At 43.5% G+C, this 15328-nt stretch carries 11 protein-coding genes; 1 reads left to right on the forward strand and 10 read right to left on the reverse strand.

The window, feature by feature from the left end:
• Nucleotides 1-11: 11 nt before the first annotated feature.
• From ACFP56_RS02390 to ACFP56_RS02410, 5 genes are all read right to left on the reverse strand, one after another.
• On the reverse strand, nucleotides 12-902 hold the full coding sequence (locus ACFP56_RS02390; RefSeq protein ID WP_379231756.1) for an ABC transporter permease: 891 nt from the start codon (nucleotides 900-902) through the stop codon (nucleotides 12-14).
• A 332-nt stretch (nucleotides 903-1234) separates the two neighbouring features.
• Nucleotides 1235-2809 (reverse strand): response regulator transcription factor, encoded by a 1575-nt coding sequence (locus ACFP56_RS02395; protein ID WP_379230723.1) that lies wholly within the window; start codon nucleotides 2807-2809, stop codon nucleotides 1235-1237.
• A 1-nt stretch (nucleotide 2810) separates the two neighbouring features.
• Complete coding sequence (locus tag ACFP56_RS02400) at nucleotides 2811-4604, reverse strand: sensor histidine kinase (protein ID WP_379230725.1); 1794 nt, start codon at nucleotides 4602-4604, stop codon at nucleotides 2811-2813.
• 139 nt (nucleotides 4605-4743) lie between these two features.
• Entirely contained in the window at nucleotides 4744-7551 is a 2808-nt protein-coding gene (locus ACFP56_RS02405; RefSeq protein WP_379230727.1) for a glycoside hydrolase family 3 C-terminal domain-containing protein, read from the reverse strand.
• 53 nt (nucleotides 7552-7604) lie between these two features.
• Nucleotides 7605-9953 carry a glycoside hydrolase family 95 protein gene (locus ACFP56_RS02410; protein ID WP_379230729.1) on the reverse strand — a complete coding sequence of 783 codons (2349 nt, stop codon included), beginning with the start codon at nucleotides 9951-9953 and terminating at the stop codon, nucleotides 7605-7607.
• Nucleotides 9954-10457: 504 nt separating this feature from the next.
• Here ACFP56_RS02410 and ACFP56_RS02415 point away from each other — a divergent pair.
• Nucleotides 10458-11681 carry an MFS transporter gene (locus ACFP56_RS02415; RefSeq protein WP_379230731.1) on the forward strand — a complete coding sequence of 408 codons (1224 nt, stop codon included), beginning with the start codon at nucleotides 10458-10460 and terminating at the stop codon, nucleotides 11679-11681.
• Between the two features lie 63 nt (nucleotides 11682-11744).
• Here the strand turns inward: ACFP56_RS02415 and nfsA are convergent, their stop codons facing one another.
• The 5 genes from nfsA to ACFP56_RS02440 form a co-directional block, all read right to left on the reverse strand.
• On the reverse strand, nucleotides 11745-12485 hold the full coding sequence (nfsA, locus tag ACFP56_RS02420) for an oxygen-insensitive NADPH nitroreductase (RefSeq protein WP_379230733.1): 741 nt from the start codon (nucleotides 12483-12485) through the stop codon (nucleotides 11745-11747).
• Between the two features lie 134 nt (nucleotides 12486-12619).
• On the reverse strand, nucleotides 12620-12898 hold the full coding sequence (locus ACFP56_RS02425; protein WP_379230735.1) for a phage holin family protein: 279 nt from the start codon (nucleotides 12896-12898) through the stop codon (nucleotides 12620-12622).
• A 200-nt stretch (nucleotides 12899-13098) separates the two neighbouring features.
• Nucleotides 13099-13623 (reverse strand): hypothetical protein, encoded by a 525-nt coding sequence (locus ACFP56_RS02430; RefSeq protein ID WP_379230737.1) that lies wholly within the window; start codon nucleotides 13621-13623, stop codon nucleotides 13099-13101.
• A 147-nt stretch (nucleotides 13624-13770) separates the two neighbouring features.
• Nucleotides 13771-14484: a hypothetical protein gene (locus ACFP56_RS02435; RefSeq protein ID WP_379230740.1), complete on the reverse strand. Its 714-nt coding sequence runs from the start codon at nucleotides 14482-14484 to the stop codon at nucleotides 13771-13773.
• Entirely contained in the window at nucleotides 14481-15326 is an 846-nt protein-coding gene (locus tag ACFP56_RS02440) for an ATP-binding cassette domain-containing protein (protein WP_379231757.1), read from the reverse strand. The genes ACFP56_RS02435 and ACFP56_RS02440 overlap by 4 nt, the downstream gene beginning before the upstream one ends.
• Nucleotides 15327-15328: the final 2 nt, after the last annotated feature.

Consider the following 15328-nt stretch of genomic DNA (forward strand, 5'->3'; position numbering starts at 1 on the left):
GCTCTCTCCTCCTAGATGACAGATTCTTTCGTTACTTTTTTGTAAATAAAGTTGGCAAGGAATACGAGAATGATGCTGACCACTGAGTTGAAGATACCGATTGCCGTACCGTATGAGTATCGACTCAGGTTTATCCCATAGTTCAGTGCATACAAGTCTAATACCTCTGCATAATCAATGACTAACGGATTCATCAGCAAGAACTGCTTTTCAAAACCGATGCTGATCAAGTGTCCGATGGACAAAATGAACAATACCATGAACGTTGTCCGAATTCCCGGCAGCGTAATGTGCCACATTTTCCTGAATCGACCAGCTCCATCAACAGTTGAAGCTTCGTACAGCTCAGGATCTATACCTGACATCGCTGCTAGGAAGATGATCGTATTCCAGCCTGTTTCCTTCCAGGCATCTGCAATCGTAACAATTCCCCAGAACCATTCACCCTTGGCCATAAATTGAATTGGTTCGTCGATCAAGCGAAGCGCCATCAATAGATCGTTTACTGCGCCTCCATCCGTTGAAAGCATTTTCGTAACGATCCCTGATACAACGACCCAGGAAACAAAGTGCGGCAAATACGCAATTGTCTGAATCGTTCTCTTGAAAACTTGTTGCCTCAGTTCGTTAAGTAAAAGTGCGAAAATAACGGGAACCGTAAAACTGACAATTAGACCCATTGTACTCATCGCGAGCGTATTTCTTAGTACGAGATAGAAACGCTCGTCTGAAAACAACTCAATAAAGTGCTTAAATCCAACCCAATCCTGATTTAGAATGTTGTTACGTGGACGATAATTTTGGAACGCCATCAACCAACCCCAAATAGGTACGTAGTTAAAAATGACAATCCATATAACAAAGGGCAAAGACATTAGATACAAATATTTCTGTTGAAGCATTGTTCGAAAGAACCGCTTCGTCTTGCCTGGTTTTACTGCTTGGATGTGATCTGATGTTTGCGAGTTCATCCGTCTTCCTCCTACCTCAAGATGCTCAATCTGTCTGTTATGATTACCCTCATTTTAGTACAATTGTAAGCGCTCTAATACCCAAATAATTTGTCATAAAATCATATAACTTTATCGATTTTTTCGATCGAATTCAAAATAAATATAGGATTACCCCAAAATTTTCACCGCTCGTCCCACTATTATTTGAAAAAAAGCAAAAAAAATGCCTGAACCCAAAACATGGTAGATGTTTGGATTCAGACATTTCACTTTTAAGGACGTTATTCCTTCAGTGTATTCTGTTTTCCCCCAGGCTTGTACGCAGACGGAGATACGCCCTTATACTTTTTGAATTTGCTATGAAAATAATCTACGTTGGCGTAACCGACGAGCTCCGCTACCTGATGAACCTTTTTCCCTTCCTGAAGCAGCTCGATCGCGCGTTCTATACGTATATGATCTAAATACGTATTAAAGCTTTCGCCAGAATGATTCTTGAACAGCTTACCTAGATATCCGCTGTTATAGTTAAAGATTTCAGCCATCGTTTCAAGGCGCAGCGGCTCCATATAATGACGATCAATGAAATCGATCATTTGCTTCATAACGGAAATGTTGTTGTTTTCTGATTTGTTGATTCGCTCGATAATGGAATGCATCTGATCCTTAAGCTGTTCAAGCATTAAATGATTATGATGAGCCAAGTACAGCTGCGTTACAACCTTTAAATCCTGTTCTAATTGAAGCTTTGGGTGAAGCGCGCTAAGCCGGTTCATAACAAAGGTCATGAGCTGCGCCCAATTGCTTTTAATGTGCTGCTCGATCATACCATGTGCTCGAAATTGCTCGTCTACTTGCATAATGAGTTCATTTACTACATCCTTGTTGCCAACATCGATACTGTAAAGCAACCGCTGTGAAGCCTGCTCTGTAATCTCTGAGATGCTCGTCTCCTCGGCTAGCTGCGGCTGCTTCAGCAGTTGTTCTAACTCGCTGACTTCATACAATGCGTTTTCCGCCAGAAAGAAGCGCTGCTTCAGCAGCTCCTTCATTCGCGGTACATGACGATATAAAGCAGCAATCGTCTGCTCCTCCTCGCTTTTTAAAGCGAGATAGAAGGTCCGTTCACCACAGGCAGTCCGTAGCTGCTCAACGATCCGCTCCTGCTTAAAACTGTTCAGGCTAACATGATACGATAGAATGGTGATCAAATGATCGTTCGCGACAATCTCTCCCCATCCCTCTTCCTGAACAAGCTCAGCCAGCTGCTGCTTGATCTGGTTTCTGATCGTTAAGGAGTGTTCTCTGCTGTACGTATCGATTATCAATAATGTCAGTTCCTTTTCTTGAACCGAAAACAGTCGCTGCCAGTGCTCGCTTGTAAGTTCAGCCTCTGTTAGCTCAGATGATACGAAATCCTTTAGCCATTCTTCTTTAAGCAAACTGCGAGTATGCTCACTAATCTCCTGTTCCTGCTGCTGTGCTTGTAGTGCTTTGCTAATTTTATCAATAAAATTCGCAAGCTCAATCTCATCAATCGGTTTTAGAATATAACCATCAACATGGTAGCGAATCGCTTGCTGGGCATATTGAAACTCTCCATAACCGCTAAGAATCAAGATTTTACAGTTTGCCCCCAGCTTACGAAGCTCGCCTATCGTTTTCAAACCATCCATCATCGGCATTCTAATATCGATTAGGATCAGATCCGGCTTCAGCTCATTATATTTCTCGAGCGCTTCCAGTCCATTGCTTGCCACTGCACATATTTCAAATTGATAATGCTCCCACTCAATTAATGATTGCAATCCCTGTCTAATCATCGGCTCGTCATCAACAATCATTACCTTAAACATTTCATTGACCTCCCACTGGTATTGAAAAGGAAACGAGCGTCCCCTCCCCTCGTTTTGAATGAATCTGTAGCCCCGCTTCCTCGCCGTAGATCATCATAAGTCGTTGATGCACGTTGCGAAGACCGATTCGAGCCCCCTCCTGCTCCTCTTGTTTGCTGATCGCAGCTCTAACCTGCTCCAACCGTTCAGGCTCTATGCCTAAGCCGTTATCAGCAATCGACACATGAAGCTTTTCGTTACGCTGCTGAATAGTTATCGTTATTTTGCCCTCTTCTAATACCTGATCCATGCCATGAACAACTGCATTCTCGACAATCGGCTGGATTAATAATGGAGCTATGTTGACATCAAGTGCCGCCTCATCTACATGCAGATCGTAGGTCATACGCTCTTGACCAAACCGGAATTGCTGAATTTCCAAATAATATTGGATGACCTCTACCTCGTCCGACAAGCGAATCGAGCCAGTCCCTACTTCCAAATTTTTACGAATAAGCTTGCCAAGCATGCGCACGATATTAGCAAGCTCTTTGTCCCCTTTAATGTGAGCGTGCATCCGAATCGATTCAAGCGCATTGAATAAGAAATGTGGATTGATCTGACTTGCCATCATCTTAAGTTTAATTTCTCCTTGGCGAAGCTCGAGCTGATTTCGCTGATTTTCTGTAACTTTAACTCGCTCCATTAGATCGCGTATGCTGCTAACCATATTATTGAATTGCCTGGATAGGAGTCCAACCTCATCATTGCCTGAAATCGTAGAGGTAACGTTCAAATCCCCCGTACCAAGCTTATGAATGTTTTTGACGAGAGACAGGATACGCTTAGACAGCAAGGAAGATGTCGCATAGATTAACACCATAGATACGAGCAAGCTTATAATCATAATGGCAAGCCCTTCTGTTGAAATACGATTCGCGCCATCCACAATACTGTCTATTGTAAAAATGGACATGATTTTAAACCCATTCTGGCTATATTGTGGTTTGAGTTCTTCCACGATAATTCGTGAAGGCTCTCCATCAATGTCCATCTCATATTGTCCTATATCCCATATATTTCCTATTGAGAAATCCAGCTCTGACAGCGTTGCGCCTACTAACGAGGCATCCTTCGCTGCAACAATGATATCAGAGCTGTCAATAATAAACGTGTCAAACGTCTCTTGTCTTACAATGTTTTGAAGCGCTTCCGGATTAATATTCATGACTAAAACACCGTTAGAACGGTATAGCGGAAACTCTACTTTTCGTACTAACGAAACAAATGATTTGTTCTTCTTCGTTTCATCAGGAATAAAACCCCAATAAATTAAACCGCTCTTATCGGAATAATTAAACCAAGCTGTAGATTGAATATCCTTTGTCAGCTGTATAAATTCCCAGTTGTTTAGCAAGGTTGGATTTCTCATATAAAAACGGATATTGTAGATTTCACTGTACAGCTTAATATACTCCCTAAAATCACGATAATTCTGATAGGCATCGACCACTTCATAGGTATTGGCATATTGCGTGTTTATTATAGTAGACAGCTGATTGTCACTCATTAGAGCGCCAGAAATATCGATAGGTCTCTGCAGCACATCCTCCAGCTGCAACTTGATTCGCTCTACGTTATTGTAGGATTGCTCGGTTGCCTGCTCCAACACATGATCGCGAAATTGAACCGTTAAATACACGCCGACAATAATAATCGGAACAAATGCAACCGCTATATAAGAGATAAACAGCTTCTTCTTCAGCCGCACATTATCAAGTGAGGAAAGTGCATGCTTTATAAAACGGTATAGCATAGAAAAACCTCTTTTGTCTCGGATTTTGGTATACAAGAAGGAGTAGCTATATCGTATCATATCATAACCCTAAACAAACGATAACCCATTACGGCAAAGCGTTAGCTATTGCGTAATGGGTTATTCCTATTACTCTAAACTACAAAAGCTGAAAGCCGCTAAGCCTTACCGTTCCTTGAAGCTGAATCGTAAACTCAGAGCCAAGTGCTGCTTGAAGTGGTGCTTCAACATCGATCCACTCCTGATCTCCTGAAGCTGCAAGTTCAATCGTTGCAATGTGCTGATTGTTAGCGTAAAAGCTTAGCTTGCCGCCTTCACTCCCGCCCGCAGCTCTTGCTTTGACGCGGTTAGCTGCTGGAGATGGCTCTATATTCTGGAACACAATGAGACCTTGCTGTTTTGCTATGACGCAGGTCGTTCCTTCCTTCGATTCATCCAGATATACCTCCTGATACGCATCATAGTTTTCTGCGCGAGTCCAGGTCGTTAATTGACGCGGAGGAATCACTTCGCCTTCAAGTGACAGTTCTATTCTGTCATGAATCAGCTCAGACGTTGAACCAACTGCAAATGTATAGGAGGCTGCTTCAAGCACAAAGCGATCACGAGTCACATCCCACATCATAAGATAGTCCTTCGGAATGTGCAATGCTACCGTTTTCGTCTCGCCAGCCGCAAGAGTAACCCGAGCGAATGCAACAAGCTTTTTACGAGGACGTTTTACGCGAGAGTTCGATACCGTCACATAAAGCTGCACGACTTCATCCGCGGTCCGATCAGACGTATTTGTAATATCGACAGAGCCTAGCAGCATGTCGCTGTCGTTAAATTGCTCTGACATTTTAAAGTTTTGATAGCTGAATGTTGCGTAGCTAAGTCCGTGACCGAATGGATACAATGGCTTGTCCTCAAGGTACATATACGTTCTTTTTGACGACATAATATCATAATCCATCAAATCAGTAAGCTGCTGCTCTGATTGATACCATGTCATGTTCAAGCGTCCCGCAGGTGAATAGTCGCCAAACAAGACATCCGCCATCGCATGACCCAACTCTTGACCGGCATGAGAAACATAAACAATCGCTGGAATGCGTTCTGCCAAATCACCAAGAACAAATGGATATCCTCCAACAAGCACTACGACAGTGTTTGGATTAACTGCCAGCACTTCCTCAATCAGCTTGCGCTGCTCGGGAGCCATCTCAAGACTAGGACGATCAATTTCCTCTTTACCATTTATTAATGGATTATTGCCTACAACTACAATGGCTCGCTGGGCCGCAGCAGCTAGCTGCTTCGCTTCAGCAATACCATCCTTCACCTGCTTCAATACAACCGTATCCGACTTAGAACCCTCAGCTTGCTCTGCTACTGTTGCATACTCCTCTTGTGTTTTCGGCAGCTTAATAGCCTGATGATTCCAAGATTCTATCGCGTATAGGCTGTCCTTTTGCTGTTTGAGACGAATAACCTCTTTTACAAACCAACCATAAGCTTCGTCTGCGCTTGCTGCAAGATGCTTATCATCCGCTGTGGACAACAGCTTGCCCGTTGCTGTATTCATGAAGGTATAGCTGCCCCAGCCCCAATCTGTCATTTCAAATACTGCAGCTGGCTGAGTACGATCTGCAAGCTTCAGCTTATGTTCTGCAGCTTCATCGACAACGATATGTGTATCAGACTCAGCTTCAAAAACGACATGATCATTGCCGGTTGCATGCGTTACCCTGCCATGTGAAAGCTTCTTCTTTATGCCATCCAAAATGGAAACCTTATATGGAAGTGTGCCTGCATACCAGTCACGATACACAATATCGGCTAGTGGTCCTACTACTGCAACGGATTGCAGATTCTGTGCATCAAGCGGAAGCTGCTGATGATCGTTTTTCAATAATACGATTGATTCCTTTGCAGCACGAAGCGAAAGCGCAGCATGCTCTGGCGCCATTAGTTTGGATTCAGGTGTATTTGCATACGGATTAAGCTCAGCAGGATCGAATTCACCTAGCATAAAGCGTACACGAAACGTATTGAATAATGCTTGATCTAGGTCTGCCTCTGTCAATAATCCTTCTGCCAAAGCCTCACGGATCGCTGCACATGATTTTTCCTTATCGTCTGTAATGCTGTCAATACCAGCTTTAATCGAATGTGCGACTGCGTGCTTGTATTCCTCATAGTAATGATGATCGTTGACAATCCCTAATAAATCCCCCGCATCGCTTACAATAAATCCATCCATATTCCACTCTTCCTTAACGACCTTCTTCACATCGTCAAGCAAAATAGTTGGCGTTCCATTGACCGCATTGTAGGAGGTCATCATAGACTTTGCTCCGCCTTTTACGAATGCAGGCTTGAACGCTGCCTGATAATATTCCTTCATATTGCGTGGATCGATGCTAGCTGAGCAGCTGCCGCGATTAACCTCATTATTGTTGCCGATAAAATGCTTTAGCGTTGCAATAGAACGGTAATAGGTCGGATGATCGCCCTGCATCCCTTTAACAAGACCGGCAGTCAGCTCCCCTGTAAGTACAGGGTCTTCTCCGTATGCCTCTTCTGTTCGGCCCCAACGCGGGTCACGTTCCATATCTACCGTTGGCGCCCAAAGCGTAAGACCATTCACTTCAGGATTGCGCTGATAAAACACGCGAGCCTCGTCCCCAATAGCCGCCCCAATTTGCTTCATTAGCTCTTCATTCCACGTACAGCCTAATCCAATCGGTTGTGGAAAAGAAGTCGCTTCACCTAACCACGCCATACCATGTGCTGCTTCTGTGCCATGCTTGTAAGCTGATACGCCCAGACGCTCAATGGCTGGTTGATACTGGACCATAGATTCTATTTTTTCATCTAATGTAAATCTGGAAATTAAATCCTTCACCCGTTCGTTTAATGGGCGGGTATGATCTTGAAATGGATAATGATTCGTTGCTGTCATCGATATTCTCTCCTTTGTCCTGCAAAATGGTATTGAGTTCATGCGATATATCGTTATATTAATTCAACGCGATAGTGATGCCCCGCGATTGTTTCAATCTGCTCATTGCTGCTGTAGCGTTGACCGCTAGCTTCATGAATAATTGTAAAGGGGTGCCTGTAGCTGATCTGCAAAGGCTGTCCGTATAACGATTCAACGCCTGCATGTACGAGCTCGCTATTATGCCAGCTTAGATCAAGCTTAAAGCCTCCTCTTGCCATCAAGCCAATTGCCTCTCCCTGCTGCCAAGGCTTGGGCAAAGCAGGCAGCAATTCGATTGAGCCCCGATGACTTTGCACAAGCGCTTCTGTAAATCCGGCAATTCCTCCGAAATTCCCGTCGATTTGAAAAGGGGGATGCGCATCGAATAAATTGGAATAAGTCGAGCGCGCAAGTAGTGTACGGATAAAGGAGTACGTCTCCTCTTGCATTCCTAAGCGTGCGTATAAATTAATGAGCCAGGCACAGCTCCATCCTGTATGACCACCTCCGCTTGCAATGCGACTGCTTAGCGAACGGCGAGCCGCCTCTATTAACTCTGGTTCCTGAATCGATGTACCCGGATACAATCCATACAAGTGCGAAACGTGACGATGTCCCGGTTCATGTTCTGCAAAATCAACATCCCATTCTTGGAGCAGCCCCTTATCATTGATCTTAAGCTTGGCAAGCTTGTCCAGCGCTGCTGCTACCTGTTGGCGAAACGGCTCATCAAGCTCCAGCTTTTCTGAGGCTTCAATAACATGCTCAAACAATTCTGCTATTAACGTCATATCCATTGCAGAGGCTTGCGCAACACTGCTCACTTTACCATTATCGTACTGGAATTTATTTTCTGGTGATGTGGATGGCGACGTAATATAACGACCTTGTTCATCTTCTACTAACCAATCCAGGCAAAACTGAGCCGCACCCTTCATAACCGGATATGCTCGCTCTTTTAAATAGGTAGGATTAGGATGAAACAAGTATCTTTCCCATACATGCTGTGTTAGCCATACCCCGCCCATTGGCCAAAACGCCCAGCTTGGATGTCCGGCTGTTGGGCTCGACATGCGCCATAGATCAACGTTGTGATGAGCGGTCCAGCCATTGGCACAATAATGAATTTTAGCTGTCCGCGCACCTGTAATCATTAATTCGTCTATCATTTGCAGCAAAGGCTCGTGGCATTCGCTCAATGAAAGCAGCTCCGCTGGCCAATAATTCATCTGTGTATTAATATTCGTCGTATAATCGCTATTCCATGGCGGCTGGACGCGATGATTCCATATGCCTTGCAAATTCGCAGGCTGCGTGCCTGGTCTTGAGCTTGTTATTAATAAATATCGACCGTAATGGAAGTAAAGACTTTCAAGTTCAACATCGTTACTGCCTTGCTTGTATTGCTCCAGGCGGGTATCTGTTGGCAGCTCATGAAGCTGAATCTCATGCTGCTGTGTATCAGTAGAGCGGAGTGAAAAGCTTACCCGCTTATACAGACGTTGATGCTCGACGGTATGCGCAGCAAGCAGTTCTTCATACGTATAGCCTTCTATCGAATTCAACACAGACCTCGCAGCTTCGGTCAATTTGTCCAAATCCTGATGCGGCATTTGATCAAATGCGATAAAGCTCGTAGCAATCGTACCTATAAAATGAACATAGGTCGCTTGCTTTACCGTAACTCCAGTTTCATCATAAGCAATTACACCGTCGCTAATCGCACGAAGTCTGGATTGAAATCGTATGCCCTTGTCATCCTCGTACTGCACCGCATAAGGATGATCGCCAAAGTAATTATCAGCGATATGAGTTGGACAACGTCCGTTTATCGAGTAATCCTGCATAGAACAACTGGCTGTCGCAGGGTGTGGCAGCTCGAAGCCTGCTTGCAGGTCCATCTTGTTCCCTTTACTGCGATAGGATAAGACATAAATGTTGTGCGCAGCGCTAACCCAGGCATGTCTACTATAAAAAGCTCCGTCAGCCTCAAGCTCTGTGTAAGCAACGGCAGTTTCCAGATCCAAGCCTCGCTTGTAGTGATCGGGCTGCTGTGGTGCATTCAACCAATGGACATACAAATCTCCAAAAGGCTGATACGCCTGACAATTAAGCGCTAACATTTTGCTTTCGATTAATGCCTCCGCTTCTTCATATCTTCCCTCGGCAATTAGCGCTCTAGATTTTTTTAGATAACGGAGTGCTTCATAGTTATTCGTATCACGCGGAAAACCAGACCATAGTGTGTCCTCATTCAACTGCAGCCGCTCGCTAGCAATTGTCCCAAACACCATCGCCCCAATTCTCCCATTACCGATCGGCAATGCCTCTTCCCATTCATTGGCAGGCTGCTTGTACCATAAATGATGATTGTTTTTCATCCAACCGTTCTCCTATAAATTGATATTATTTTTATATTACTGTACGAGCGGATCAAGAAACACCCGTTACTTTCTTATAATTTTCATATGTAAATTAGTCTTTCCATACTAATTACTCAATCGAGCGCATTCTTCTATAGATCATAAGTTATGAACCACCATACGTACAATATGAGAAGATCGCAGTAATAGCAAGAGCCGTATATAGAATTAAGGAAACAATCTTAATCGTTTTTTTACTCATTGGTACATACCCCTCTCATCCATATAGACTAATATATGAACGAGAAGGACGAATCGAGCCTGTATACAGACTGTTTTATGGACTTTATCCCTTATGTACAAGCTGCTTTACGCTGCTATGTTTTTGTGCAATAATACAATGATATGTTTGGACATGTGCTCAGATGAATGGCTTCAGTAAGCAAGCACATCCATTGAATAAAGTCATTGAAAACAAACAGCTAACTATTTCATTTCCATACATCACCTTGGAGGGTCATCATGTCTTTACTACTTCGTAATCGCGGATCTATTCTGCTGTTAATGATCAATATTTTTATCGTTTTCGTCGGCATCGGTCTCGTTATCCCGATTCTACCGAAGTATATGGAGCTGCTTCATATTAACGGAAAAACCATTGGCTGGATGGTTGCCACTTTTTCATTGACACAGCTCATATTCTCCCCTGTAGCTGGTCGACTGTCCGATCAATATGGAAGAAAGCCTATTATCGTAATCGGCATGCTTATCTTTGCAATCTCAGAATGGATGTTCGGCGCATCCAACACGGTATGGCTGCTGTTTGTAGCCCGTGCACTAGGCGGAGTTGGCGCCGCTCTCATAATGCCGGCAGTGCTTGCTTATGCGGCTGATGTTACAACGCAAAAAGAACGTGCGCAAGGTATCGGTTTTATTAATGCCGCGATAACAACTGGCTTTATAATAGGTCCCGGCATAGGCGGGATCGTTGCACAATTTGGCGTGCGAGTTCCATTTTACTGTGCAGCAGTAGCTGGTCTGCTCGCAGCTGCTATTACCTTTTTCCTTTTGCCTAATCCAGTTAAAGTTGAAGATGCTGCGCCTATGCATCATAATCAAGGCAAGGAAAGCTTGCCATTATGGCGACAGCTCGTTATGTCTGTAAAAGAACCCTACTTCTTCAGCTTAATTATAATCTTTATAGCATCTTTTGGGCTTGCTAACTTTGAAACGGTATTTACGTTATTTGTTGATGAAAAGTTTGGCTTTAGTACACTGGATATTGCCTATATCATTACATTCGGCTCAATAGCAGGAGCTGTCGTACAGGCTACGATATTTGGTCAGTTATTGAATACATTCGGCGAATACCGTGTTATTACAACCTGCTTGCTTGGTGCAGCATGTTTCATTGTATTAACGTTGTTCGTTCATAAATATTGGCTAATTTTCGCAGTAACATTTTTAGTTTTTCTAGCGATGGATATTCTTCGACCTGCACTCGGTACGCTTATGACCAAAATGACGACCAATCAGCAAGGTTATGTGGCTGGGCTTAACTCGGCTTACACGAGTCTGGGAAACATCGCAGGTCCTATTATTGCTGGTTCTCTCTACGATATTAATATCGATTATCCGTATTGGATGGCAGGCGGTGTCCTCTTTATCTGCTTCCTGCTTGCTCTTGCAACAGGCAAAAAATATTTGACAGCACCGAATCAAGCTAATCACGCAGAGCCTCGTTAACTAAAAAAAGCAAAGGCGTTCCTCTTGCATAAGATGAACGCCTTTAATATACTCGTTATTTTTTTATTTTTTCAATAAGTTTTGTTTATGTAAAAATGTTAAAACATCATCCCGCTGCTTGCCCTCCAGGCGTTTAGCCATCGCCTCGCTCCAATTAAACTGTTGTCTGCCTCCGCTCCGATCAAACACATAAGCTGCCATCCTATCATTATATTGCGCAACATGAGAATCATTTGAAGTATAATGATTCTCATGCAATACAGCCGCGATAGGCAATCGTGGTCTTAAAATCGGCTGTTCAAGTGGATACCCTATACACATGCCGAATAATGGCGCAACATAGCGTGGAAGCTGCAGCAGCTCGGCTACCTGATGAATATGGTTCCGAATCCCGCCAACATATAAAATTCCTAATCCCATTGACTCCGCGGCAACGGCACTGTTTTGCGCTGCCAAAGCAGCATCCACAGCAGCAATAATAAAATGCTCTGCCAATTCGAGATGATCATTAGGAGCGATCAGTTTAGCGCCAATCGTTGCATGATGAATTCGTGACAAATCCGCACACCAGACTAGAAATTCTGGCGCTTCTTCAACATGCTGTTGTTGACCACTTAGTTTCATAAGCTCCTGTCTGATCGTTTTGTCCGTAATTCGAATAATGCTATATGCTTGCATATTGCTCGAAGTAGAGGCTTGCTGGCCCGCTGCGATAATGGTATGCAGCTGATCTGACGTTAGTGGAGTGTCAGCATATTTGCGAATCGAGCTATGTTCCATAAGCAGCTTGATTGTATCATTCATTTCATTAAGCACTCCTTTTTGCAGCGATTAGTGATGCTACCATTGTACGCTTGTGATTATCCCAAGTAAAGCCAGCGAAATTATAAAATAGGACAGCCATGGCAAGCGGTGACTGTCCCTCCATGAAAACGAATCTATTCGTTCTTTTTCTTCCATTGGTTGTACATATTGTACGAAAGCGTTGATAATGCAGAAACAAGAATGCCCTGGATAATTCCATCTACTACTGTTTCGACCAGTGCAATTCCACCTGCGATAGCGACAACTGTATTAACATACGGGATAACCCAGTTAGGAATACTAGGCGTTTTTTTCATCATCCATCCGAAAAACAGCAGGATCGGTATTAGGATAAGCATTTCCGGTTCTACATATTGCTTAACCAAGGAATAAAGCTCATCTTGAATAATCATATCTATGCCTGATCACTCCCCTGCTAGCAATGAACTAGCTTACAGCTTGCCATATTAATACCCTATTCATGAACGAACAAAGGGGATTGGACAGAAGCCTAGCGCGAAGCATAATGTGTACAAGCTGATCATGAAATCAAAAAGCGAGAACCCGCACGCGCCGAATTAATCGTGCCCGTGCGGGTTCTCGCTTTTTATGACTACTCCAGGAAAAAGCCAATGTCCAATACAAGCTCTCCTTGCTCATTGGGAGTAAAACGAGAGAGTACATAACGTTCGAAGAACCATAAAGCATTCTCGTCATCTGTTCCAATCTTAAACCCTTCCTCAGCAAGCCTAGCCATGCATCGATCTTCTTTTCCATAGATATCAGGCTCCTTGCCTTGAAGCCAGCATATCCCGACTTCCGAAGAATCGAAATCAACCGATTGATAGCCTTCCGGCGCCTGTGCATCAGCAGGGGCAAACATACCGATCCAATATTGGAATGGCTCGCCCTCTTTGCACCTCATCAGACCGATTGCTGCGTCTCCATCTGTAAATAGTTGTTGACTCACTTCTCTGCCCCCGTATGCCTCCTCAAGCGTATCGAACCACTTATTCTGAAGCCATTCATTCCACTTGCTACCAAATCCACCGTCAACACGATCTTCATCACCGTATTTCTTTCCTATAAATGTAACTTTAGGCATGCTTTGCGTGTATGAATTTACAATTTCAGGCATAATCCTTCCCCATTTCATTAAAATAGAAAATTTTGTAACCTATACACATAATTCGAGCTAACAAGGGGTATTCCTTCTGTAGAGTGAATAATATGTGCGAAATATATAGGATGCGGGTGATGACTAAACCTGTCTTCATATTTTTTCTTATACAGCATCTAGTTTACGCTTGTTAACAATATATAGATACAGTGCAGTTGATAACATACCGTACAATAAAATAGCCCCTATCGGTAGCCACTTAACTGCTAGTTCAGTAGCTTCATAGTGGAATAATACATATAAACTCCGCTCCAACGGTGGAAGCAAATAACCTGCAGCCTTTAATGGACCTGGCAGAAGATCGATAATCGGTCTAGCGCTGAAGGTCAGGACAATAAGCAAGCTTAATAATAGAAAAGAGGTTAGGCGTGAGCGAATAAATTTGGAGCTAAACCAGCATGTGACTGTAACCGCGAGCCAAGCAGCTGTCAAATGGTATAACAGAACAAGAACGATCTCCTCCACGGTTGGATTCCGATCGAACAGCTGAAGTGCAGCAGGGTAAACGACAGCCAATAAGGCAAAAGGTACCGTGAATAACCAGCTATAGAGCAGCTTTGCTACGTATAAGACAACGATACTCCTTGTATGGGTCATTGTGATCGCTTCTTGATGATTGGATTCTAACTCCATAATCACGTAGCTTATCGCTGATGAAATAACGAATAAAAAAGAAACGGAAAAGGCATAGCTTTCCATCACTGGATTCGGCTTTACGCTATAAACAAAGATAATACCCGCTATAAATACTAAGCTTGGTGGCCCGAATCGATAGGATCGAATAAAACAAGTATGTATATAAGATAGCAAAGCAATCAAGCGCGTAGCTCCTTTCTTTGCAGCGATATAATCTCGATCCCGTTAGTCAACATCGTCTGCATCAACCTGTTGTAGTCCAACTGGTTGAAGCTAATACTAACGTGACCTTTATCTTTCCATTGATAGGAAATTTGCGGATATGTATCCAGCAAACGATTGAGCATGTCCTCTTCTATTTCGCATACCAGCTCAAAAATACTAGAGGCTTTTTCAATTTCTTCACGCAGCTCTCCTTGATAGATCCAATACGTTCGACTTTCCAATTGTGTTGCCAAAAAAGGATCATGAACGGCAGCCATAATGGAGGTTCCTCGGGATTTGAGCTGCTTGAGCGAATCTAGCAAATGTTCAACTGATTCTGAATCGAGCCCTGAAAACGGCTCATCCAGCACAAGCAAATCTGGCGTTACGAGCGTGGCCTGCATCATATTCACCTTTTGCAGCATCCCCTTTGAATAATGCGTCATATGAATTGACGATTGTTCAAGCCGATAGAACGCATGCAGGTCAGCAATTCGTGTTTGAAGCTGCTGTTTTGGCATTTGAGAGATTCTGCCCATATGCATTAAATATTGAGTAGATGTCATTCTGAGTTTCGGTAGACGGTCTGGCGCATAGCCGAGCAGTAGTTTAGTTGATTGAACAACTCTTTCGCCAGAAGAAACAGGAACTATTCCACACACAATACGAAGCAGCGTACTCTTGCCTGAGCCGTTGCTCCCGCGAACAACAATCGTTTCTCCTCGCTTGATTTGAAAAGAAACATCTGACAGTACCTTATGTCTACCATAGCTTTTTGAGGCATAACGTAACGATAAGAGCGTTTCAGACAACTTATCCACCA

Source organism: Paenibacillus septentrionalis (genome assembly GCF_042659865.1).
GTDB classification, from domain to species: domain Bacteria; phylum Bacillota; class Bacilli; order Paenibacillales; family Paenibacillaceae; genus Pristimantibacillus; species Pristimantibacillus septentrionalis.

Bases quoted from the DNA above. Each gene is read 5' to 3' on its own strand.
- ACFP56_RS02390 (WP_379231756.1), bottom strand. From the start codon at position 902: ATGCTTCAACAGAAATATTTGTATCTAATGTCTTTGCCCTTTGTTATA.
- ACFP56_RS02395 (WP_379230723.1), bottom strand. From the start codon at position 2,809: ATGTTTAAGGTAATGATTGTTGATGACGAGCCGATGATTAGACAGGGA.
- ACFP56_RS02400 (WP_379230725.1), bottom strand. From the start codon at position 4,604: ATGCTATACCGTTTTATAAAGCATGCACTTTCCTCACTTGATAATGTG.
- ACFP56_RS02405 (WP_379230727.1), bottom strand. From the start codon at position 7,551: ATGACAGCAACGAATCATTATCCATTTCAAGATCATACCCGCCCATTA.
- ACFP56_RS02410 (WP_379230729.1), bottom strand. From the start codon at position 9,953: ATGAAAAACAATCATCATTTATGGTACAAGCAGCCTGCCAATGAATGG.
- ACFP56_RS02415 (WP_379230731.1), top strand. From the start codon at position 10,458: ATGTCTTTACTACTTCGTAATCGCGGATCTATTCTGCTGTTAATGATC.
- nfsA (WP_379230733.1), bottom strand. From the start codon at position 12,485: ATGAATGATACAATCAAGCTGCTTATGGAACATAGCTCGATTCGCAAA.
- ACFP56_RS02425 (WP_379230735.1), bottom strand. From the start codon at position 12,898: ATGATTATTCAAGATGAGCTTTATTCCTTGGTTAAGCAATATGTAGAA.
- ACFP56_RS02430 (WP_379230737.1), bottom strand. From the start codon at position 13,623: ATGCCTGAAATTGTAAATTCATACACGCAAAGCATGCCTAAAGTTACA.